The 22370-nt window shown below is 67.2% G+C and carries 20 protein-coding genes; 12 read left to right on the top strand and 8 right to left on the bottom strand.

Annotated elements, in window-relative coordinates; all coding sequences use genetic code 11:
• Nucleotides 1-2: 2 nt before the first annotated feature.
• A complete protein-coding gene (locus tag ACFTSF_RS07430; RefSeq protein WP_380153046.1) occupies nt 3-611 on the bottom strand; it encodes a hypothetical protein in 609 nt (202 codons plus the stop codon).
• 207 nt (nt 612-818) lie between these two features.
• On the opposite strand from ACFTSF_RS07430, the gene ACFTSF_RS07425 reads away from it, so the two are divergent.
• Both ACFTSF_RS07425 and ACFTSF_RS07420 read left to right on the top strand, forming a co-directional pair.
• Nucleotides 819-2345 carry an alpha/beta hydrolase gene (locus ACFTSF_RS07425; protein WP_380153045.1) on the top strand — a complete coding sequence of 509 codons (1527 nt, stop codon included), beginning with the start codon at nt 819-821 and terminating at the stop codon, nt 2343-2345.
• A gap of 78 nt (nt 2346-2423) precedes the next feature.
• Nucleotides 2424-3998 carry an alpha/beta hydrolase gene (locus ACFTSF_RS07420; protein ID WP_380153044.1) on the top strand — a complete coding sequence of 525 codons (1575 nt, stop codon included), beginning with the start codon at nt 2424-2426 and terminating at the stop codon, nt 3996-3998.
• On the opposite strand, the gene ACFTSF_RS07415 is transcribed toward ACFTSF_RS07420, so the two are convergent.
• Entirely contained in the window at nt 3952-4515 is a 564-nt protein-coding gene (locus ACFTSF_RS07415) for a DUF1990 family protein (protein ID WP_380153043.1), read from the bottom strand. The genes ACFTSF_RS07420 and ACFTSF_RS07415 overlap by 47 nt on opposite strands.
• A 4-nt stretch (nt 4516-4519) precedes the next feature.
• Nucleotides 4520-5539 (bottom strand): LCP family protein, encoded by a 1020-nt coding sequence (locus ACFTSF_RS07410; RefSeq protein WP_380153042.1) that lies wholly within the window; start codon nt 5537-5539, stop codon nt 4520-4522.
• Between the two features lie 148 nt (nt 5540-5687).
• On the opposite strand from ACFTSF_RS07410, the gene ACFTSF_RS07405 reads away from it, so the two are divergent.
• Nucleotides 5688-5939, top strand: coding sequence for a hypothetical protein (locus ACFTSF_RS07405; RefSeq protein ID WP_380153041.1), 252 nt, complete (start codon nt 5688-5690; stop codon nt 5937-5939).
• 94 nt (nt 5940-6033) lie between these two features.
• Nucleotides 6034-6327, top strand: a complete 294-nt coding sequence (locus tag ACFTSF_RS07400) for an HU family DNA-binding protein (protein ID WP_132408068.1) — start codon at nt 6034-6036, stop codon at nt 6325-6327.
• Nucleotides 6328-6331: 4 nt separating this feature from the next.
• On the opposite strand, the gene ACFTSF_RS07395 is transcribed toward ACFTSF_RS07400, so the two are convergent.
• Nucleotides 6332-7267 (bottom strand): SMP-30/gluconolactonase/LRE family protein, encoded by a 936-nt coding sequence (locus tag ACFTSF_RS07395; RefSeq protein WP_380153040.1) that lies wholly within the window; start codon nt 7265-7267, stop codon nt 6332-6334.
• Nucleotides 7268-7395: 128 nt separating this feature from the next.
• Here ACFTSF_RS07395 and ACFTSF_RS07390 point away from each other — a divergent pair, with 128 nt between their 5' ends.
• Nucleotides 7396-9342 (top strand): M13 family metallopeptidase, encoded by a 1947-nt coding sequence (locus tag ACFTSF_RS07390; protein WP_380153039.1) that lies wholly within the window; start codon nt 7396-7398, stop codon nt 9340-9342.
• Between the two features lie 95 nt (nt 9343-9437).
• On the opposite strand, the gene ACFTSF_RS07385 is transcribed toward ACFTSF_RS07390, so the two are convergent.
• Together ACFTSF_RS07385 and panD are read right to left on the bottom strand one after the other, a co-directional pair.
• Complete coding sequence (locus tag ACFTSF_RS07385; RefSeq protein WP_380153037.1) at nt 9438-10886, bottom strand: aminopeptidase P family protein; 1449 nt, start codon at nt 10884-10886, stop codon at nt 9438-9440.
• A gap of 37 nt (nt 10887-10923) precedes the next feature.
• On the bottom strand, nt 10924-11346 hold the full coding sequence (gene panD, locus ACFTSF_RS07380; RefSeq protein WP_344156445.1) for an aspartate 1-decarboxylase: 423 nt from the start codon (nt 11344-11346) through the stop codon (nt 10924-10926).
• Nucleotides 11347-11720: 374 nt separating this feature from the next.
• Here panD and ACFTSF_RS07375 point away from each other — a divergent pair, with 374 nt between their 5' ends.
• From ACFTSF_RS07375 to ACFTSF_RS07360, 4 genes are all read left to right on the top strand, one after another.
• Nucleotides 11721-12410: a uracil-DNA glycosylase gene (locus ACFTSF_RS07375; RefSeq protein ID WP_380153034.1), complete on the top strand. Its 690-nt coding sequence runs from the start codon at nt 11721-11723 to the stop codon at nt 12408-12410.
• Between the two features lie 283 nt (nt 12411-12693).
• On the top strand, nt 12694-13395 hold the full coding sequence (locus tag ACFTSF_RS07370; RefSeq protein ID WP_344156439.1) for a DUF969 domain-containing protein: 702 nt from the start codon (nt 12694-12696) through the stop codon (nt 13393-13395).
• Nucleotides 13392-14363, top strand: coding sequence for a DUF979 domain-containing protein (locus ACFTSF_RS07365; protein WP_380153032.1), 972 nt, complete (start codon nt 13392-13394; stop codon nt 14361-14363). Before ACFTSF_RS07370 ends, ACFTSF_RS07365 begins: the two co-directional genes overlap by 4 nt.
• 32 nt (nt 14364-14395) lie before the next feature.
• Nucleotides 14396-15361, top strand: coding sequence for a DUF2891 family protein (locus ACFTSF_RS07360; protein ID WP_380153030.1), 966 nt, complete (start codon nt 14396-14398; stop codon nt 15359-15361).
• Here ACFTSF_RS07360 and ACFTSF_RS07355 read toward each other — a convergent pair.
• Both ACFTSF_RS07355 and ACFTSF_RS07350 read right to left on the bottom strand, forming a co-directional pair.
• Nucleotides 15309-17093, bottom strand: coding sequence for an ABC transporter ATP-binding protein (locus ACFTSF_RS07355; RefSeq protein ID WP_380153028.1), 1785 nt, complete (start codon nt 17091-17093; stop codon nt 15309-15311). The genes ACFTSF_RS07360 and ACFTSF_RS07355 overlap by 53 nt on opposite strands.
• A complete protein-coding gene (locus ACFTSF_RS07350; RefSeq protein ID WP_380153026.1) occupies nt 17090-18745 on the bottom strand; it encodes an ABC transporter ATP-binding protein in 1656 nt (551 codons plus the stop codon). Before ACFTSF_RS07350 ends, ACFTSF_RS07355 begins: the two co-directional genes overlap by 4 nt.
• 155 nt (nt 18746-18900) lie before the next feature.
• On the opposite strand from ACFTSF_RS07350, the gene ACFTSF_RS07345 reads away from it, so the two are divergent.
• Genes ACFTSF_RS07345 through ACFTSF_RS07335 form a run of 3 tightly spaced genes read left to right on the top strand, consistent with a single transcriptional unit; the run spans nt 18901 to nt 22362 of the window.
• Complete coding sequence (locus ACFTSF_RS07345) at nt 18901-20091, top strand: ROK family transcriptional regulator (protein WP_380153025.1); 1191 nt, start codon at nt 18901-18903, stop codon at nt 20089-20091.
• Between the two features lie 10 nt (nt 20092-20101).
• Nucleotides 20102-21430 carry an ABC transporter substrate-binding protein gene (locus ACFTSF_RS07340; RefSeq protein ID WP_380153024.1) on the top strand — a complete coding sequence of 443 codons (1329 nt, stop codon included), beginning with the start codon at nt 20102-20104 and terminating at the stop codon, nt 21428-21430.
• A complete protein-coding gene (locus ACFTSF_RS07335) occupies nt 21427-22362 on the top strand; it encodes a sugar ABC transporter permease (RefSeq protein WP_344156418.1) in 936 nt (311 codons plus the stop codon). The genes ACFTSF_RS07340 and ACFTSF_RS07335 overlap by 4 nt, the downstream gene beginning before the upstream one ends.
• Nucleotides 22363-22370: the final 8 nt, after the last annotated feature.

The raw sequence follows: 22370 nt of genomic DNA, 5'->3' as shown, positions 1-22370 counted from the left end.
ACCTATTTGGCAGTGGGTGTCAGGTAGATCGTCTGGGTGGCGGTCTCGAGCACGTTGCTCAGGACCTTGCTCTGGCTGGGCACACCGGCGACGGTGAACTCGACGTTGCCGCCCTTGATCTCGGCGTACCGGGTGGCGACCCAGCGGGTCGTCTTGCCGCTCTTGTAGGTGTAGACGACCGTGCTGACGGTCATCGGGTAGTTCCCGACGGTCGACCTGCCCTTGACCGTCGCCTTGGCGACGATCTTCAGCCCGGGCGTCCCCTTCAGCGAGCGGATCTTCCGGTCCAGCTGCGACCGGGTGCTGGACGGACCGATCCAGGTGTTGAACCGGATCATCCGGCCGTTGGCCGTGTCGTCGAACCGCGTCTCGTGCGGAGCGATCTTGGACTCTTTCCAGGTCTTCGGAAGCTTCGCGTGCGAGATGTACTTGCCGTTGCTCATCTTCTCGAAGTGCCGCACCACAAAGGTGATCGACTCCGCCTTCTGCGTCACCGCGACGTTCTGCTGAGCCGCATTGCTCTGCAGCGCCCCACCGAGGAACAGCGCCCCCGCACCGGCCAGTGCCGCCACACCGCTGACCACTCCCGCCACAACCCCGTACCGCTTCATGTCCGGTCCCCTCTGCCCGTCCACCCTGGCCGCGCAGTTGCTTGGACACCCGATCTGGCACCGAAGTTCGCCTTTGCATCCTGGCGAAAAGGGTCCTCATTGCCCGAACAGGCAACGTGGTGGCGCGCGTCTACATCTCCTCCCTAAATTGGCCGTCACACGCTGAATGGGGGTACTTCGATGCGTTTCCGCCTTCCCGTCGTCCTTGTGGCGACACTGACCCTGATTGCTCCGGCCGTTCCCGCGGCCGCCGCACCGTCCGGCCAGCCGCTCGTGTTCGGCGCCTGCCCGGCGGATATCGCTCAGCCCTTCCCACTGCTGACCTGTGCCACGCTGCAGGTGCCCGTCGACTACCGGGATCCGGCCGGTCCTACGCTGAACCTGCTGGTCACCAAACACGCCGCCAAGGACCCGTCCAAGCGGCTGGGCGCGCTCTTCGTCAACCCGGGTGGTCCGGGCGGCGGAGGCGCCGCAACCGCAGGCACGCTCACCCGCCCGGACTCCACCGGCTTCACGCGGCTGCAGCCCGCCGTACTGGATGCGTACGACGTGATCGGCTTCGACCCGCGCGGGGACTCACACAGCTCCCCGATCAGTTGTGCCGGCCCGGCGCATTTCCCCACGCCGCAACCGGATCCGGACGCGCCGGCCAGCCGGAACACGCTATGGAAGCTGTGGGGTGACTATGCGGACGGCTGCGGCACGAAGGCCGGCGCACTGCTGCCACACCTCGGCACCGACAATGTGGCCCGGGACATGGACAGCATCCGGGCCGCACTCGGCGAACAGAAGCTCAACTATGTCGGCTACTCGTACGGGACGTACCTCGGCTCGGTCTACAGCGCACTGTTCCCGCAGCGGGTCGGCCGGATGATCCTGGACGGCAACCTCGACCCGACCCCACGTGATGTCTGGTACCAGGCCGCACTCGGGCAGGCACCGGCGTTCGAGAAGCGGTTCACCAGTTACCTCGGCTGGGTGGCGAAGTACGACAGCGTCTACCACCTTGGGCACACGGTCGACCAGGTTCGCTCCAACTGGGACAAGACACTCGCCGAGTTCCGTCGTACGCCGCACGGTGTGGTCGGCGTCTACGAACTGCTCGTCACAGCCGGCGGAGTGATGTACTCGGAGTCGAACTGGATCGGCTTCACCAGTGCGCTCAGCAGCTACGTGGTCGGCGGCGACGACAGCGCACTGGTCGATTTCGCCGCCACGGACACCAGTGCGGAGTCCGAACAGATCACCGCGATCTTCAACGCGGTCATCTGCGTCGACTCGGCCTGGCCTTCCACCAGGTCCCGCTACGAACGCGACGCCGCGCGGCTCGCCAAGGTCTCACAGTTCGCGTGGCTCAACCTCTGGCCCGGCGGCGGCGCCTGTCTGGACTGGCCGGTGCCGAACCACGCGCCGATCAAGATCACCGGCCGCGGACTGCCCGGCATCCTGATGTTCAACACCGTCGGCGACCCGGCCACGCCGTACGCCGGTGCTCTGAAGCTGCACAAGGTGTTGCGGAGCTCAGTTCTGGTGACCGAACGGGACTCCGGCAAGCACTGCGTCTTCGGCAACTCACGGGCCACGGTGAACACCGCAGCGAACGACATCGGCACCAAGTACCTGCTCACCGGCGAGCTGCCGCCGGCTGACACCTCCGTTCCGGGTCACGCCTGGCCGGTGCCCACGCCCGCTGCTCTCAAGGCACCGATCACAAAGGTGCCGCTCCTGGCATGAACCGGACAGTTTCGGCTGGCGTCTCCGATGGCCGACCAGTGTGGAGTCTCTACGCGTTCACACCAGGGAGTACCTCAGATGCGTCTTCGCCTTCCCGTTGTCGCCGTCGCCACCTTGGCGCTCGTCACGCCGGCGGTTCCCGCTACGGCCGGACCGCCGGCACCGAGTCCGTTGGCGTTCGGGACGTGCCCGGACGACCTCTCGGAACCCTTCCCGCTGCTGACATGCGCGACGCTGCAGGTGCCCGTCGACTATCGGCAGCCGTCAGGGGCGACCGTGCCGCTGCTGATCACCAAGCAGGCCGCCAAGGACCCGTCCAAGCGGCTGGGCGCACTGTTCGTCAATCCGGGTGGTCCGGGCGGCAGCGGCACGATCGCCGCCGGCATTCTCGCGGCCCCGGACGAAACCGGCTTCACGCCGCTACAACCGGCCGTACTCGACGCGTACGACGTGATCGGCTTCGACCCGCGCGGAGTCCGGCACAGCGCTGCCATCAGTTGTGCTGAGCCGACCTACTTCCCCACCCCACAACCAGATCCGGACGCTGCGGCCAACCGCGACACGATGTGGAAGCTGTGGGACGGGTACGCGGACCGCTGTGGCGACAAGGTCGGCGCACTGCTGCCGCATCTAGGCACTGACAACGTCGCTCGGGACATGGACCGCATTCGCGCCGCACTGGGCGAGCAGAAGCTCAACTACCTCGGCTTCTCGTACGGGACCTACCTCGGCGCGGTCTACACCGAGCTGTTCCCGCAGCGGGTCGGACGGATGATCCTGGACGGCAATGTCGACCCCACTCCCCCTGACGTCTTCTACCAGGCCGCAATGGCTCAGAGCGTCGCGTTCCAGAAGCGGCTCGGCACTTACCTCGCCTGGGTGGCCAAGTACGACGCGGTGTTCCACCTGGGCACCACCGTGCGCGCAGTCCGCGCCAACTGGGACAAGACACTGGCCGACTTCCGCACCAAACCGCATGGTGCCGTCGGCGGCCACGAACTCATCAGCACCGCCGCCGCTGTGCTGACCTCCGAAGTGGCGTGGGTCGACTTCTCCCAGGTGCTCAGCGCCTATGTGGTCAACGGTGATGACACCGGACTGGTCGAGTTCGCCACACCGAGCACCAGCCCGCGCGCCGAGGAGTTCACCGCGAGCTTCAGTGCAGTGACCTGTGTCGACTCGAAGTGGCCGGCCGGCAAGGCCCGCTACGAACGGGACGCGGCCCGGCTCGCGAAGTTCTCGCAGTTCGCCTGGGACAACATGTGGATCACCGGCAGTGCCTGCCGCAACTGGCCGGTGCCGAACCACACGCCGATCAAGATCACCGGCCGCGGACTGCCCGGCATCCTGATGTTCAACACCATCGGCGACCCGGCAACGCCGTACGCCGGCGCTCTGAAGCTGCACAAGGTGTTGCGGAGCTCGGTTCTGGTGACCGAACGGGACTCCGGCAAACACTGCGTCTTCGCCAACGATCGGGCCGACGTCAACACGTGGGCGAACGACATCGGGACGAAGTACCTGCTGACCGGTGAGCTGCCGCAACACGACGTGTCGATTCCCGGCCACGCCCTGCCGGTGCCGACACCGTCCGCACTGAAGAAGGCTAGCGAGAAGTCGCCAGTCGCCGCAGGGCGTTGGCATACCTCTTAGCGGCGAGACCTTGCAGCGTGCGTGTGGCCGGTCCGCCCAGACGGGCGTACCAGGCCGCGGCACGGCTGTAGGCGGTCACGGTGAAGTAGATGCCGTCGGACTCCCGCGTCACCACGAAGGACTCCTCACCGGACTCCGGGTGCCCCTGCAGCGTTCCGTACGCGAAGCCGTTCCGGTCCGGCTCGTCGACGGTCCACACCACCCGGCACGGGATCGGTAGCCCCACCAGACCGATCGGTACGGCGGTGCGCAGCCGGCCGATCGCCATGCCTGGTCCTAGTCGTCCCAAGGCGTTCACCCCGATCGCTGCCGCACTCTCGGCTGTGAACGGCAGTCCGGCCAGCCGGTGCATTCGCCAGGTCATCAGTGCTTCACCTGCCCGCCGGAACAGCTCGTCGCCGTCGCCCAGCCGGGCCCGGTGCTCCAGCCGGTGGTAACCGGCCGGAGTCTCGTCGAACCGGGTGGAACCGACCACGTCGTACGAGAAGTGCAGTTGGGGCAGGTCGTCGAGCCGCATCAGGTCAGCTGCTCTTCAGTCCACTGGTCTGGCCGGACTTGATCGCGCTGAACAGCGCCTTGGCCTTCGCCTCGTCCCAGCCGACGCCGATCCCGCTGCCGACTCGCACGCTGTCGTCACCGATCGGCACGGTCAGCGTGATGCCACCGCTCCCGGAGACCGCACGCATGCCGCGGGCGAACTTGATGAAGTCGAACAGGCTCATGTCCTTGTCGACCGTGAGCGCGTCCACACCCTTGGTCGCGACGCTGAAGTAGCGGACCGGGTTGAGGAACGTCGACGGCGAGGACGCCTTCTTGCCGACCGCTCCGACCATCTGCCGCTGCCGCTCCACCCGGCCGAAGTCGTTCTTGCCGTCGGCCTTCCGCGAGCGCACGTAGCCGAGCGCGTTCACCCCGTCGAGGTCCTGGCAGCCGGCCTTCAGATTGATGTGCGCATCCTCGTCCTTCATGGCCTTCGGCACGCACATGTTGATCCCGCCCAGGCTGTCGATGATCGACGCGAAACCGCTGAAGCCGATCTCGACGTAGTGGTCGATGCGCAGTCCGGTCTTGTTCTCCAGAGTCTTGATCAGCAGCGACGGATTGCCCTTGTTGTACGCGAAGGCAGCGTTCACCTTGCTCTTACCGTGCCCCGGCACCGTGAGCACGCTGTCACGCGGCACGCTGACCAGCACGGTCGGACCGGACGCCGGAACGTGCATCAGCATGATCGAGTCAGTACGCGAGCCGGAGTCCTTCCCGGTGTGCAGCCGAGCGCGCTCGGCACGACTCAGCCCCTCACGTCCGTCCGACCCGACCAGCAGGTACGTCGTACCAGAGGTGGCCGCCGGACGCGTCCCATCCGGCATCGCGTCGATCTTGTCGATCCGGCTCCACGCGTAGAGCGGAACGGTGACAAGCATCAGCACGAACGCCAGGATCAGCAGGCCGAGGGTCCTCAGGAACCAGTTCTTCCGTTTCTTCGGCCGACGGCCGTTCGGCCGGCTCGCGAAACGCGGGTCCATGGGCTGCGGTTGACTCATACCCACGACCGTATCGGTGCAGGGAGCCGCAGACGTCACTCCAGTGAACGAATCTAGCGGTCTGAAAGTCGCTACCGCCTCCTTCAGAAGGAGGAAATCCGCCCAGGAATCGAACCAGACCGCCTGAGCGTGCGGTGGAATTGTCGGTGTGCTGACATCCAACGGGTACGTACTGGACGAACGACGGCTCGGCGAACTGGCCGCCGTACCGGCGCCGGTCAGCCGGGGTGGTCTGACGTACCTGGAGCGCAGCCACCACCGAGTGCACGCCGAAGACCACGCTGCCCTGGACAACGTCTCCGACGTGATGCGCCTGTCCACCGACATCCGCTACAAGCGCGCCGACGACGCCATCGACAGCCGCTGGCAGGCGCACTGGCACGACCAAGACGGGCTGTAATTGACCGGATATCGGATGGCTTCTCGCTAACGACAATCATTTCGGTTAAGGTTCCGGTCGAACCTGAAACAAGTCGAGTCGTGTGAGGAGAGCCGTGAACCGCAACGAGTTGGTCGCCGGAGTGGCGGAGAAGGCGGGCATTCCGCGCAACCAGGCCGAGCGGGTCCTCGACGCGCTCGGTGACGTGGTCACCGAGGCCGTGCACAAGGGCGACAAGGTCTCCCTGACCGGTCTGCTGAGCATCGAGCGGGTCCTGCGCGCGCCGCGCACCGGCCGCAACCCGCAGACCGGTGAGCCGCTGTCGATCCCGGCCGGCTACTCCGTGCGACTGTCCTGCGGGAGCCGTCTGAAGGCTGCCGCACGCGGCAACCTCCGGACGATCTCCTGAGCTACTACCGCTGAACCGCGGTCACCCAGTACGGCGTGGTCGCGGTCGGCGGTGTGGTGAACCGCGCGTTGGGCAGGTAGAGGCGGTTGCCGAAGGCGGCAGCCGTCGTGGGTACGTCGAAGTCCGGGTTGGTGATCTCGCGCAGCACGCTGCCCGTCGTACCGGTCTTGTCCAGGCTGATCACTGCGATCTTGTTCAGCCGGTTCTGGACGACGTACAGGGTCCGGCCACTCAGCAGCAGACCGTCGCCGTTCGTCAGCACTGCGCCGCCAAGATCGACCTTGCGGGTCACACCGGTCCGCGGGTCGACGCGGAACAGGAATCCGGTCGACGACTGGACGATGAGCAGCCCGCAGCCGTCCGGCGTCAGTGCGATGCCGTTGGCGTTCAGACCGGCGGTGTGCTGGTAGTCGCCACTCAGGGCGATCGTCTGTGCCTTGGCAGGCAGAGTCCCGCCGCGACCCAGCGGCACCTTGTAGAGCACCGGCTGCTGCGACTCGGTGAACCAGGCCGCGTCCTTGCCGACGATGACGTCGTTCACGAACGTCGGCGTCGTCGTGGTGAATGTGTAGCTCGCCAGCACCTTGCCGGTGCGGGTGTCGATGACCCGGCCGTTGCCGCCGGCCGCACCGGCCACGAACAGCCGGCCCTGGTGGTCGACCTTCATACCGAGTGAGCCGGTGCCGGGTCCGGCGCTGAGCACCTTGCCGGTACCGGTGCGCAGGTCGGCGGCGTAGATGTCGCCGTTCGCGCGGGAGCCGAAGTACGCCGTACTGCGGGCGATCGCGATGCCCTCGGGCTGGAAGCCGGGCGGAAGCTCGATCCGGGCCGGGAAACTGGTGGGTTGGGGAGTCGCCGTTGCGGCCGGTGCGGTGACCAGACCGAGCAGCAGAGCGGGTACGCCGGCGAGTACTGCCAGCCGGCGGACGAGGTGTGACATGGGCGGGTCCTCCTGATCCGTGGTCTCGGTCAGGAGAACGGGAACGGCCTGTGGAAAGTTCAGAACCGGGATCTGCCAACCGGGTATGTTCACTGTCAGCAACTCGACACGAGAACTTTGGGGCAGGGATGACAGCAGATAGTGAGAGCTCGAGTCCGGTGCGGCCGCAGGACGACCTGTACCGCTCGGTCAACGGCCCGTGGCTCGCGGCGAACGAGATCCCGGCCGACAAGGCCATCTACGGCGCCTTCCACGCGCTCTGGGACACCGCTGAGCAGGATGTCCGCGCGATCGTGGAGAAGACCGTCGCGGCCGGTCATCCCGAGGGCAGCGAACCGCGCAAGATCGCCGATCTCTTCACCAGTTTCATGGACGAGGAGACCATCGAGCGGCTGGGCGCAGAGCCGATCGCCGAGCAGCTCGCACTGGCCGACGGCGTCACCGACGTCGCCGAGCTCGTCGAGGTGCTGGGCAAGCTCGAGCTGGAGGGTGTCCCAGGCGCATTCCGGGTCTGGGTCGACGCGGACGCGAAGAAGTCCGACGAGCACATCGTGTACCTGATGCAAGGCGGGCTGAGCCTGCCTGACGAGTCCTACTACCGCGAGGACAGCTTCGCCGAGACACGGACGTCGTACGTAGCCCATGTCACCCGGATGCTCGAGCTGGCCGGGCGGCCCGATCCGGCCGGTGCCGCCGAGCGGATCCTGGAGCTGGAGACGCGGCTGGCCGCGCACCACTGGGACCGGGTGAAGGATCGCGACGTCACCCAGACCTACAACAAGCTCGACCGGGCCGGGCTGGAGAAGCTCACCTCCGGGCTCGACTGGTCCGGCTGGCTGGCGGGTGCCGGTGTGCCGGAGAGTGCGTTCGAGCAGGTCGTCGTACGCGAGCCGGAGTTCCTGACCGCGGCCGCGGCCGCCCTGCAGGAGGTCGACCTCGAGCAGTGGAAGGAGTGGCTGGGCTGGCAGATCGTGCACTCGGCCGCGCCCGTGCTGAGCAAGGCCTTCGTCGACGAGAACTTCGCCTTCTACGGCAAGACGCTGACCGGCGCCCCGGAGCTGCGCGACCGCTGGAAGCGCGGGCTCGGTGCGGTCGAGTCGGCGCTCGGTGAGGCGCTCGGCCAGCTGTATGTGACCGAGCACTTCCCGCCGGTCGCCAAGTCCCGGATGGTCGAGCTCGTCGCCAACCTGGTCGAGTCGTACCGGCAGCGGATCGAAGGCCTGGACTGGATGGGTCCGGACACCCGCCGCCGCGCGCTCGACAAGCTGGGCACCTTCGTGCCGAAGATCGGCTACCCGGACAAGTGGAAGGACTACAGCGCGCTCGAGATCGACCCGAGCGACCTCTTCGGCAACCTGCGCCGGTCGGTCGCGGTGGAGACCGCGCGCGAGCTGGCGAAGCTCGGCACACCGGTCGACCGCGACGAGTGGCGGATGACGCCGCAGACGGTGAACGCCTACTACAACCCCCGGCAGAACGAGATCGTCTTCCCGGCCGGGATCCTGCAGCCACCGTTCTTCGACCTGGACGCCGACGACGCGGTCAACTACGGCGCGATCGGCGCCGTGATCGGTCACGAGATCGGCCACGGCTTCGACGACCAGGGCTCGCGGTACGACGGCGCCGGCAACCTGAACGACTGGTGGACCGACGAGGACCGGGCCGCCTTCGAAGCACTCACCGACAAACTCGTCGCGCAGTACGACGCCTTGTCGCCGGAGGAGACTCCGGGCCAGTTCGTCAACGGCAAGCTCACCCTAGGGGAGAACATCGGCGACCTCGGCGGACTGTCCATCGCCTACCACGCCTACCGACTGTCGCTGGGCGATGCCGAACCGCCGGTGATCGACGGCAAATCCGGCGCGGAGCGGTTCTTCGGCGCCTGGGCCCACGCCTGGGCCACCAAGACCCGCCCCGAGGAGGCAGCCCGCCGCCTCACCATCGACCCGCACTCACCACCCGAGTTCCGCTGCAACGCCGTCGTGCGCAACATCGACGCCTTCCACGACACCTACAACACCACCGAAGGCGACACCCTCTACCTAGCCCCCGAAGACCGCGTCCGCATCTGGTAGTCCCCATCTGGTGGGTAGACCCACGAGCTGGTGGGTTGGCCAACCTGACTCCGGTTGGCCAACCCACCGTCGGATGGGTGTACCCATCAAATGGGTCAGGAGGACATCCAGTTCTGGAGGCCTTCGATGGTGCGGGGCATGGCGTCGGAGAGGTTCTCGGCGCCGGTGTCGGTGATCAGGATGTCGTCCTCGATCCGGATGCCGATCCCGCGCAGGTCCTCGGGGACAGTGAGGTCATCGGCCTGGAAGTACAGGCCGGGCTCGACGGTCAGGACGTAGCCGGTCTGCAGGTCTCCCTTGCGGTAGTTCTCCTCGCGGGCGGAGGCGCAGTCGTGCACGTCCAGACCGAGCATGTGGCTGGTGCCGTGCAGGGTGTAGCGCTGGTGGAGGTTGCTCGCCGGGTCGAGGGCCTCCTCGACCGAGACCGGTAGCAGCTCCATCGCGTCCAGACCGTGCACGATGACCTCCATCGCGGCGCGGTGGCCGGACTGGAAGGGCACACCGGGCTTGAGGGCCGCGATGCCGGCGTTCTGCGCGTCCAGGACGAGCTGGTAGAGATCACGCTGGCGCGGCGTGAACTCGCCGTTCACCGGCAGGGTCCGGGTGATGTCGGCGGTGTAGAGCTGGCGGTTCTCGACACCCATGTCGAGCAGCATCAGCGTGCCGTCGACGACCGGGCCGTCGTTCTCGATCCAGTGCAGCGTGGTCGCGTGCGGTCCGGCTGCGGCGATCGACGTGTACCCGACGTCGTTGCCCTCCGCCCGGGCCCGGCGCCAGAACGTGCCTTCGATCCAGCGCTCGCCGTACTCGCGCACTCGGTCCATCTCGGACAGCACGTCGGAGAAGCCGCGGTGGGTGATCGCGACTGCCTCCCGCAACTGCTCGATCTCCCAAGGGTCCTTCACCAGCCGGAGCTCGGACAGGGTCGTCGCCAGCTCCAGGTCGCGGGTGTCATCGGTCCGCGCACCACTCAGCAGCGGCGCGATCGAGTGATCCTCAGCGCGCCGAACCCGAGTCGGTACGTCGTTCTTCAGCGCGTCAGCGAGTTGGTCGATGTGCCGGGTCTCGACGCCGAACTCCTTGGCGGTCTCGGCCAGCGACGGCCGACGGCCGGCCCACAGCTCGCCGTACGTGCGGTCGCGCCAGAACTCCGAACCCTGGCTGCGGTCCGAGCGCGGGCGGAAGTACAGCACGGCGTCGTGGCCGCTCGTCCCGTTCGGCTCGAGCACCAGGACCGCATCCGAGGTCTGGTCACCGGCCAGCCAGACGTAGTCGGTGTGCGGCCGGAACACGTAGTCGGTGTCGTTGGACCGCACCTTGTACGTCCCGGCCGGGATCACCAGCCGCTCGCCCGGGAACGCCTGCGACAACGCATCCCGCCGCTTCGCCGCCCAGACCCCGGCGTCGCTCAGCGTCACGTCCTGTCGCTCGGAATCGGCCCACCCCGAGTTCATGAACGCGGCCAGCTTCGCGCTCGGAACGGAGTCGTGCGACGCGGTCTTCGGCGCGGCGTCGCCGGTAGCGGCTGTGGTGTTCTCGGTCATCGTCGACCAGTCCTCGTTTCGGCGCAGGGGCCTGGCGTCAGCCCCGGGTGTGCAGTTCGTCACCGCGGGTCAGGCCGCTGTCCGGCAGCGCTTCCGCGGGATCCGAGCCAATACGCGTGATCGCATTCTGCTCGTCCACGAAGACTACGCTCGGCACGAACCCCTTCGCCTCGGCGGAGTCGAACATCCCGTACGCGATCAGGATCACCACATCCCCCGGATGAATCAGGTGCGCCGCCGCCCCGTTGATCCCCACCACCCCGGACCCCCGCGGCCCCGCGATCAGATACGTCGACAGCCGAGCCCCATTGGTGACATCAACGATGTCCACCTTCTCCCCGGCCACCAGATCAGCCGCCTCCATCAACCCCACATCGAGCGTGCAAGACCCCACATAATCCAGGTCCGCCTGCGTCACCGTCGCCCGATGCACCTTCGACTTCATCAACTCACGCCACATGCGCGCCATCATCCGGCCCGCACCCCACCCTGTCAGTGGCGCCAGTCACCCAATGCCCGCCGCCGCCTCCCCGCCGACCCCACCACCCAACGCGGCACCCCGACGAGGCGGCGAGGCGGGCGGTTATCCGGTCGGGTTGACCGTTCTGGGGGCTTCACGACGGGGGAGAAGGGGCGCTAGGGGCGGATATCCGTTGGTGTGGGCGGGTGGGGCATGCGTAGGCCTCGCAAGCTCATACCTTGCGAGGCCGTGATCTTTGTACCGGGTGTGACTGGACTGGCGCTTGTCCGACACGCGAACAGAGAGCGACATCACAGGGGCGGCTGATTCGCGGGCTGAACGACGCGATTGGCGGGGAGGGGAAGGGGGCTGACATGCTGGGGCGGGTGAGCCCGAAGTCTTTGACGGATTTGGTGGCGCCCGACTGGGCGGAAGCGTTGGCGCCGGTCGAGGAGACGGTCAGCCGGATGGGGGAGTTCCTCCGGGGGGAGATCGCGGCCGGGCGGGCGTATCTGCCGGCTGGGGAGAATGTGTTGCGGGCTTTCAAGAGTCCGTTGGAGCGCGTCAAGGTGCTGGTGGTTGGCCAGGATCCGTATCCGACGCCGGGGCATCCGGTGGGGTTGAGCTTCTCGGTGGCGCCTGATGTGCGGCCGATTCCGCGGAGCCTGCAGAACATCTACCGCGAGATGATGGCGGACGTCGGCGTACCGGCTCCGTCCAACGGCGATCTGACGCCGTGGGCCGAGCAGGGTGTGTTGATGCTCAACAGGGTGCTCACCGTGCAGCCCGGTAAGTCCGGTTCGCATCGGGGCAAGGGGTGGGAGTCGGTGACCGAGCAGGCGATTCACGCGCTCGTGAACCGCGGCGGCCCGCTCGTCGCCATCCTCTGGGGCCGCGACGCGCAGACGCTCAAGCCGATGCTCGGCAAGATCCCGTACGTCGAGAGCGCGCACCCGAGCCCGATGTCCGCGGACCGGGGCTTCTTCGGCTCGCGCCCGTTCAGTCGCGTCAACGCCCTCCTGGTCGAGCAAGGCGCAACCCCCATCGACTGGCGACTCCCCTAACCCTCCCCACGCACACCGGCTTCAGTCGCCGCGCGGGAAGCACCTCCGTCGACTGTGAGGAGAGCGCTGCCAGAAATCGATTGCAGGCGACAATCTCCCCACACTCACCACCCAACTCCTCACACTCGCACGGTGGCTTCGGTCGCGGGGCACGGTGGCTTCGGTCGCGGGGCACGGAGGCTTCGGTCGCGGCAACTTGTTCGAATGATCTATTGCAGGATCGTTCAACAATCTCCTATGGTGACGGGAATCGCATTCAGCGGGTCCGTCCCTGGGAGGAACCATGTGGGTTCTGCTCGCCATCGCGGTGGTGGTCGTCGGTTTCGCGCTTCGGCTGAACTCGATGCTGGTCGTCACCGCGGCCGGTATCGTCGCCGGTCTGATCGGCGGACTGTCGCCGGTCAAGATCCTGAACGCCTTCGGCGACGGGTTCGCCGGTAGCCGCTCCGTCACCGTCTTCATCGTCACGCTGCCCGTGATCGGGCTGATCGAGCGTTACGGGCTGCAGCATCAGGCCCGGAAGCTGATCGGCAAGCTCGCGGTTGTCACCACCGGCCGGCTGCTCGCCCTCTACCTGCTGATCCGGCAGGGTACGGCGGCGCTCGGTCTGACCAGTATCGGCGGTCCCGCGCAGGCTGTGCGGCCGCTGATCCACCCGATGGCGGCCGGTGCCGCCGAACGGCGTTACGGCAAGCTGCCGGAGAAGCTGCAGGAGAAGATCAAGGGCTTCGCCGCCAGCGCGGACACGGTCGGGCTGTTCTTCGGCGAGGACATCTTCGTCGCGATCGGCTCGATCCTGCTGATCACCGGGTTCGTCGACGCGACGTACGGGCTGCAACTGGAGGCGATCGACATCGCGCTCTGGGCGATCCCGACCGGCATCTGCGCCCTGCTCATCCACGGCGCCCGCCTGCTGTATCTCGACAAACAGCTCGACAACCTGGCACGCGAGGCCCGCGTCGAGGCCAAGGAGGCGGCCAAGTGATCAAGGTCGAGTGGTTCTACTGGCTCTGCGGGATCTTCTTCGTCTTGATCGCACTGCAGGTGCTCAACGACCGCACCAACCCCAAGCGGATCGGCAGTGCGGCGTTCTGGGGCATCCTCGGGCTCTCGTTCGGCTACGGCACCTTCGTAGTGGACAAGACGGCACCGGCCTGGATCCTGGGCATCGCCGTGATCGGTCTGGCCGTGCTGGCCGGTTCCGGCTTCCCGGGCAAGGGCCAGGAGCGTACGACGACACAGGCCGAGCGAGCGACGTTCGCTGACAAGTTCGGCAACAAGCTGTTCCTGCCTGCACTAGTGATTCCCGTGGTGGCTGCGCTGTTCGGGGCGTGGCTGGCCAAGGTGAAGCTGGGCGACGGTAAGCCGCTGCTGCAGACCGGCTCGGCCACGATCATCGGGCTGGGCGTCGCATCGCTGCTGGCACTGGCGGTGGGGATGGCGCTGCTCCGTCCACGCTCCCCCGCCGTACCGCTGCATGAGGGTCGTCGTTTGCTCGAGCACATCGGCTGGGCGGCGATCCTGCCGCAGATGCTGGCCACACTAGGTCTGCTGTTCAACGCCTCCGGTGTCGGCAAGGCAGTCGGCCGCGTCACCGACCACCTGGTTCCCAAGGGCTCGCTGATCGCCGCAGTCGCCTTGTACTGCATCGGTATGGCGGTCTTCACGATCATCATGGGCAATGCGTTCGCAGCGTTCCCGGTGATGACCGCTGCGGTCGGCTGGCCGCTGCTGGTGCAGCAGTTCGACGGTACGCCGGCGACCGTGTTCGCGATCGGCATGCTGGCCGGCTTCTGCGGCACGCTCTGTACGCCGATGGCCGCGAACTTCAACCTGGTTCCAGCGGCGCTACTGGAGATGAAGGATCAATACGGTCCGATCAAGGCCCAGATCCCGACCGCAATCCCCTTGCTGGGTTGCAACATCGCCATCATGTACTTCTTTGCTTTTTAAATCGTAGAGCGCCTTCTAGGAGACAACACCACATGAAGTACGCCGCTGCCTGGTCCGCGATCGCCTGTGAGGTGCTCGAGACGCCCTACCCGTACGGCGCCGCGCATGCCTCACGTGGTCCGGAGGACGTGGACGTCACGCCGGAGAGACTGCACCCGGCGTTCCACGGCTCCTACGACTGGCACTCCAGCGCGCACATGCAGTGGTCGCTCGTCCGGTTGCTCGCACTGGCACCGGACGAGGCCGGGTCCCGGCCGATCGAGGTGCTGGACCGGCGGCTGACCACAGCAGCGATCGCGACCGAGGCGGCGTACCTGCGCGAGCGCCCGTCGTACGAGCGTCCGTACGGCTGGGCGTGGGCGGCGATGCTCGTCGCCGCCACTCGTACGACGAAGTGGGCCGAAGCGACGGCTCCACTCGGCGACGCGATCGCCGACCTCGTGCTCGACTGGCTCCCCCGGCAGGCCTATCCGGTCCGCCATGGTGCCCACCTGAACTCAGCGTTCGCTCTGTCGCTGTTGCTGGAAGCGTACGACGACCTCGGCCGGGGCGAGGTCGTCGGCGCGATCCGGAGTCGCGCGGTCGACTGGTTCCACCAGGACACGGCCTACGACACCCGCTTCGAGCCGTCCGGCACTGACTTCCTCTCGCCGGCCCTGTCCGAGGCCGAGCTGATGCGCCGGGTGCTGCCCGCCGCGGAGTTCACCGACTGGCTGCACGCCTTCCTGCCAAACCTCGGAACCACAGAACACCAGCACCTGCTGGAACTTCCCGTCACTGACGACTCCGGCGACGGCCAGCTCGCACACCTGTCCGGACTGGCCCTGTCACGTGCCTGGCAGCTCCGCACGATCGCACCGAGCCTGCCCGAGGTCGCCGAAGCCCTCAAAACCGGCGCCGACCGTCAGATCGAAGCCGTGCTCCCCACTGTCACCGATGGCGACTTCATGTCGACGCATTGGCTGGTGTCGTTCGCCCTTCTGGCTCACCAGGCTTGAAGCCAGTCCAGCTCCGCCACAACAGCGCATAGCGACCACCGGCAGCCAGCAGCCCGTCGTGCGTTCCGGACTCGACCACCCGCCCCTGGTCGAGCACAACGATCCGATCCGCCTGCTGTGCCTGGGTGAGCCGGTGCGCCACGATCAGCGTCGTCCGACCCTCAGTAGCGGCCACCGACGCGCGTTCCAACGAGCGTGCACCAGCACTACCCGCCTCCGCAGTCGCCTCATCCAGTACGGCGACCGGCGGATCAGCGAGCACGAGTCGCGCGAACGCGAGCTGCTGCGATTGCGCACCAGTCAGCTGATGCCCTTCCTCGCCCACCACGGTGTCGAGCCCATCCGGCAGCGCGCGCACCCACGCCAGCGCACCAACGCGTTCCAGCGCGCCCTCGACCGCAGCATCCGTAGCGTCGAGACGAGCAAGCCGTACGTCGTCAGCCAGCGTCCCGGAGAACACGTGAACCTCCTGGCTGAGCAAAGCAACCTGTGAACGCGTCCGGTCCTCGCCGAGCGCCTGCACGTCCACACCACCCAGCTTCACCACACCAGCAGTCGGCGTGAGCACACCGGCCGCGAGAGCAGCCAGCGTGGTCTTCCCGGCACCACTCGCACCCACGAGCGCCACTCGCTCACCCGGCTCGAGCCGCAGCGACACCTCGTCGACGACGCGCGGACCGTCGTACGCATGCCCGATGCCGACCAGCTCCAGCGACGCATCCGCTGGTCCAGGGCCAGGCGGCGGCGAAGGGATCTGGTCCATCTCCAGTACGCCGGCCAGTCGCGCCATGCCCGCGGCTGCGGTCTGCACCTCGTCGAAGAGCATCATGACCGCGCCGATCGGATTGAACAGCCGGTGGAAGTACAGCGCGGCCGCCGTCACCGCACCGATGGTCACCGCGTCGGCGCGGACCAGGAAGAACCCGGCCACCAGAATCCCGGTCAACCCGACGAACTCCGCGTGGTTGATCCGCGAGGTGAAGAAGCTGAAGATCTTGAACACCTTGATCGACAGGTCGCGGGCGGTCTCCGAGGTACCGCGGATCTTCTCCAGCTGCACGTCCTCGAGCTGGTAGGCCCGCACGGTCACACTGCCCCGGAGCGACGCGATGATCGCCTCGGACCGCTCGCCCAGCGCGATGCGTTCCTGGCTGTAGAACGGCGCCGACCGCGGCAGGTACCAGCGCAGAGCGAGGATGTACATCGGCAGCGAGAGCAGACCGGCCAGTCCGAGTCGCCAGTCGAGAACGAACATGCCGCCCGCGGTCAGGACGATCGTCAGCGCCGCACCGATCAGCTTCGGCCCGACATCGGTCAGAGCGGTCGCGACCGTCGCCACGTCGTCACCGACGCGCGACAGCAGGTCACCCGTGCGCACCTTGTCCAGAACAGGTGCCGGCAGCTGCAGCGCCCGGTCGAGCACCTTCTCCCGGATCCGCGCGAGCACTGTCTCGCCCACGCGCGCGACGAGCATGACGCCGAGCGCGGTGAGCAGACCGGCCAGCACAGCGGCGCCGCCGATCAGCAGCACCACCTTCACAATCGCAGAGCGGTCCCCGCCGTTCGAGATGTCGTCGACCAGCGCACCGAGGGCCCAGGGCGCGACCAGACCGGCCGCACTCCCACCGGTGATCACCACAGCCGCGATGATCGACAGACCAGGCAGCTTGCGAATCTCACTCCACAACAGCGCCCACGTCGCACGCGGGCCGGCAATCGGCAGCAGGTTCATCGGAGCACCGCTTCCTGGTACGCCGCATCCGAGTCGGCGAGATCCGCATGGATTCCCTCGGTCACCACGACCCCATCGGCTAGCACCAGCACGCGATCCATCTTCCCCAGCAGTGCCGGGCTGCTGGTGAGCACCAGCGTGGTCAGGCCAGAGCGGACCTCAGCCAGCCCTTCCGCGAGAAGCTCCTCGGTGACGGCATCGACCGCCGTACTGGGGTCGTGCAATACGAGCAGTGGCGGCGAAGCGAGCAGTGCGCGGGCCAGACCGAGCCGCTGGCGCTGACCGCCGGACAGCGCTTGGCCGCGGTCTGCCAGGGGCCGATCCAGCTCGTCGATCAGGTCGGCAGCGCCCGCCGCGGTCATCACCTGCTCCAACGACGGTGACTCGACCAGCAGATTGCTGCGCAGCGTGCCCTCGAACAGGTCGGTGTCGTGTCGCTCAAGCAGGACTGTGTTCCGGAGCGCGTCGATATCCAGCTCGTCGATCGCCACACCGCCGACCCGGACCACACCGGAGTGCTCCGACGTGCGTCCGCCGACAACCGTCAGCAATGCGTCCGCATCGCGCGGGTCGTAGCAGAGCACCCCGACAGACTCACCCGACCGCAGATCGAGATCAAAAGACGACAGCGTCTTGTAGGACACGCCTTCCAGCTGCAGCAGCGGCTTGCTGGGGTCCACGACGGTCGCCGTACCGGATGAGACGAGCGGAGGCGACGACAGCACGGAAGCCAGTCGACCGGCGGAGGCGCGGGACATCGCCAGCACCTGGCTCGCGTAGCCGAGCGTGCCAACGGGTTCGGCGATGAACTGCGCGAGCCCGACGACCGCGATCAGCTCACCGATGCTGATCCGCCCGCTCAGTGCGAACCAGCCGGCCACGCCAGCCACCGCGGCAAGCAGCAGACCGCTCAGCGCCGTACTCACACCGTCCTGCAGACCAGCGGTGGACACTGCGCGCAGTGTGGCCCGCAGCGTCGTCTGGCTGGAGTGGCGGTACCGCGCAGCCGCATTGTGCTGAGCACCGATCCCGCGCAGCGTCCGCAGCCCGCCAACCAAGTCAGTGGCCAGTGCGGTCGTCTGAGCAACCGCCTCCTGCTGAGTCGACGTACGACGGGTCAGTAGCGGCGACAGCGCCTGAATGCCCAGCACCACCAGCGGTACGCCGATCAGTACGCCGATCCCGAGCGGTACGTCGACCAGTAGCAGCGACACAGAGGAGACGATCAACGCCGTGGATGCCGCACAGCCGATGGAAACGGCTCGCATCACCAGTGCGGTCTTCTCAGCATCGGATGTCGCGATCGACAGCAGCTCCCCGGACCGCAGCCCAGTCCGCTGCCCACGTGGGTCCAGCACCCGGCGGGAGATCTCCAGCCGCAGCTCATGCGTCTCGTACTCGATCGCGCGCACGATCTGCCGCGCACCGAGCTTCCACGCGTTCGACAGCAGGGCAAACAGGGCGAACAGCATCAGCACGCACCAGATCAGCGGCTCGACGTCCCCAGTCGCCACAGCGCGGTCGACGAACACCCCGATCGTCACCGGAACAGCGGCCTCGGTCGCCTGGTGTAACGACGTCAGCAGCACGCCAAGGATCATCCGCCCCCGATGCCGCCGTACCGCTCGCCTCAACAACTCACCCGTCGACATGTTAGGTAACCCTAACCGATTCCAGGTGATTGACAGCCGGAGCCGATCACCGTACGGTCTCGCGATAATAGGAAAGTTTCCTAACAGTTGACTTGGTTGCGTCCCACGCAGCGAGCCGACACCACGAGACCGGCAGAGGGAGGCAGGGTTATCCCATGGCAACAACACCTGGAACACCCCGCCTGCTCCGCGCGATGAACGACCGGGCCGCTTTGGACCTGCTGCTCTCCCAGGGGCCGCTGTCCCGGACCACGCTCGGCCACCTGACCGGACTGTCCAAGCCGACCGCCTCCCAGCTGCTCGCCCGCCTGGAGGCGGCCAACCTGGTCCGGGCCAGCGGTACCACCGCGGGCCGGCCCGGACCGAACGCCCAGCTGTACGAGATCAACGGCAACGCCGCGTACGTCGCGGGTCTCGACGTCACGCCGACCCGGATCCGCTCGGCGATCGCCGACCTGACCGGCAAGGTGGTCGGCCGCTACGAGCTGCCCACTCCGGGCCGCAGCGCCAAGGGCACGGTCGAGCGGGTGATCAAGGCGATCGAGGGTGCAGCAGGCGAGGCCGGTCTGAACCGCGCGAACCTGCACCGCGTCGCGATCGGTACGCCGGGTGGTTTCGACCCGACGACCGGCCGCCTGCGGTACGCGACCCACCTGCCCGGCTGGCACGCCCCGCACCTGCTCGACGAGCTGGCCGCGGCGATCGCCGTACCGCTCGAGGTCGAGAACGACGTCAACCTGGCCGCGGTGGCCGAGCGTCAGATCGGCCATGCCCGGGAGAGCGAGAACTTCGTGCTGCTCTGGGGCGAGGAGGGCATCGGTGCCGCGATCGTGGTCAACGGCCGCCTGCACCGCGGTGCCACCGGTGGCGCCGGTGAGGTCGCCTTCCTGCCACTGCCCGGTACGCCGCTCGTCCGCAACGTCGGCCGCAACAACGCCGGCGGTTTCCAGGAACTGGCCGGTGGCGAACCCGTCCTGGCCCTCGCCCGCGCGCACGGCATCAAGGCCCGTACGCCGGAATCCGCGATCACGGCCGCCCTGGCAACCCCAGGAGCCGGTGACGCCGTACTGTCCGAATTCGCCCACCGCCTCGCGGTCGGTCTGGCCGCCATCGTGGCCGTCGTCGACCCCGAACTGATCGTGCTCGCCGGTGGGGTCATCACCGCCGGCGGCGAACGCCTGCGCGGCCTGGTCCAGGACGAGCTGGCGGACCTCGCCGTACCAAGGCCGCGGTTGCTGATGACCGCGATCCACCTCGATCCCGTGCTGTCGGGTGCCCTGCAGTCCGCCCTGAGCACCACCCGCGACGAAATCTTCGACACCGCCAGTTCTCCACCCATTTCCTAGGAGTCAACGGATGCAACGCCTCTCTAGTGCCCTCATCGGCACCGCTGCGGTGGCCCTGCTCGCCACCGCCTGCACCGGTACGTCGGAAGCCCCGAAGGCGAACGACGATGCCACCAAGGACGTGAACATCACGTTCTGGCACGGCTGGAGCGCCCCCAGCGAAGCGGCCGCCATCAACACCGCGGTGAAGGCTTTCGAGGCCAAGCATCCGAACATCCACGTGAAGGTCGTCGGCAACATCAACGACGACAAGATCAAGCAGGCGTTGCGCGCCGGCGGCCCGAACTCCCCCGACGTCGTCTCCTCGTTCACCACCGACAACGTCGGCACCTTCTGTACGTCGAACGTGTTCGCGGACCTGAAGCCGTTCCTGGACAAGTCCGGGATCGACCTGGACAAGACGTTCCCGAAGGCGCTGCAGGACTACACGCAGTACCAGGGGAAGCGGTGTGCGCTGCCGCTGCTGAACGACGCCTACGGCCTGTACTACAACAAGGACGCCTTCAAGGCCGCCGGGATCACCGCGCCGCCGAAGACGCTGTCCGAGTTCGACAAGATCGCCAAGCAGCTCACCAAGACCAAGGGCGACAGCTACTCCCAGCTCGGCTTCATGCCGAACTTCCACGGCTACGAGTCGACGACATCGCACTTCGCCGCGCAATGGAACCCGACGTACCTGACGCCCGACGGCAAGTCGAACCTGGCCGCCGACCCGGCGTTCGCAAGCATGCTGAAGTGGCAGAAGAACCTGGTCGACTCGCTCGGCGGCTACGCCAAGCTGGAGAAGTACCGCGCCACCTTCGGCGACGAGTGGGGCGCCAAGAACCCGTTCCACACCGGCCAGACGGTGATGTCGATCGACGGTGAGTGGCGGCTCGGGATGGCCAAGGAAGCCGGGGTCAAGTTCGACATCGGCGTCGCGCCGTTCCCGGTCCCGGACGACCAGGCCGACAGCTACGGCAAGGGCTACCTGGCCGGAACGATCATCGGAATCGCGAGCCCCAGCACGAAGCAGAACGCCGCCTGGGAGCTGGTCAAGTACATGACGACCGACACCGAGGCCGTGGTCAACTTCGCCAACGGCATCCACAACGTGCCGTCGACCCTGGACGCGCTGAAGTCGCCGAACCTGAAGGTCGACGAGGGATTCAAGACCTTCCTGGAGATCGCCCAGCACCCGAAGAGCAACACCACGCCGGCCAGCCCGAACGGCGGCGCCTACCAGCTCACCTTCCAGGACTTCGCGTTCCAGCACGAGGCCGGCAAGGTGCCGGACCTGGCCGCCGGTCTGAAGAAGACCGACGAGCAGATCGACAAGGATCTGGCCCAGGTCAAATGACGTCACCCGGACTACGCCGTCAACATCATCGGGAAACGCTGCGCAACCTCGCGTTCCTGTCGCCGTGGCTGATCGGGGTCAGCGTCTTCTTCCTCTACCCGCTGGCCTCGACCATCTACTTCAGCTTCATGAAGTACGACGGGTTCACGGCGCCGACGTGGACCGGCCTGAAGAACTGGAGTTACGTCTTCACGGACTACCCGTTCTTCTGGCCGGCGCTGCGGAACACGCTGTGGCTGGTGATCGTCATGGTCTCCCTCCGGGTCGTGTTCGGGCTCGGGATCGGGATGCTGATCACGAAGGTGAAGACCGGTGCGGGCCTGTTCCGCACCGCCTTCTACCTGCCGTACCTGGCCCCGCCGGTCGCGGCCACGATGGCGTTCGCGTTCCTGCTCAACCCGGGCACCGGGCCGGTGAACAACATCCTCGGCGCGATCGGTCTCCCGCAGCCCGGCTGGTTCAACGACCCGAGCTGGTCCAAGCCCGCGCTGACGCTGCTGGCGATCTGGGGGATCGGCGACCTGATGGTGATCTTCATGGCCTCGCTGCTCGACGTACCGCAGGAGCAGTACGAAGCGGCGTCGCTGGACGGCGCCGGGGCGTGGCAGCGGTTCCGGTTCGTCACCCTGCCGAACATCTCGCCGATCATCCTGTTCGCGGTCGTCACCGGCATCATCCAGACGATGCAGTACTACACCCAGCCACTGGTGGCCGGAAAAGTCGCGAGCGGAGTGATCGGTGGTTCGGGTCAGCAGTTCGAACCCGGCTACCCGGAGAAGTCCACGCTGACCTTGCCGCAGCTCGTCTACAACCTCGGCTTCCAGCGGTTCGACACCGGTGGCGCCTCGGTGGTCGCGCTGGTGCTGTTCGCGCTGGCGATGATCTTCACCGCCATCCTGATGCGCCGCCGCAGCGGCTTCCTCGCCGACTGAAAGGGGCC

The organism is Kribbella sp. NPDC056951 (assembly GCF_042674205.1).
In the GTDB taxonomy this organism is placed as follows: domain Bacteria; phylum Actinomycetota; class Actinomycetes; order Propionibacteriales; family Kribbellaceae; genus Kribbella; species Kribbella yunnanensis.
Note: the sequence above shows the minus strand (reverse complement) of the source record. Positions and strands in the feature narration are given on the sequence as shown.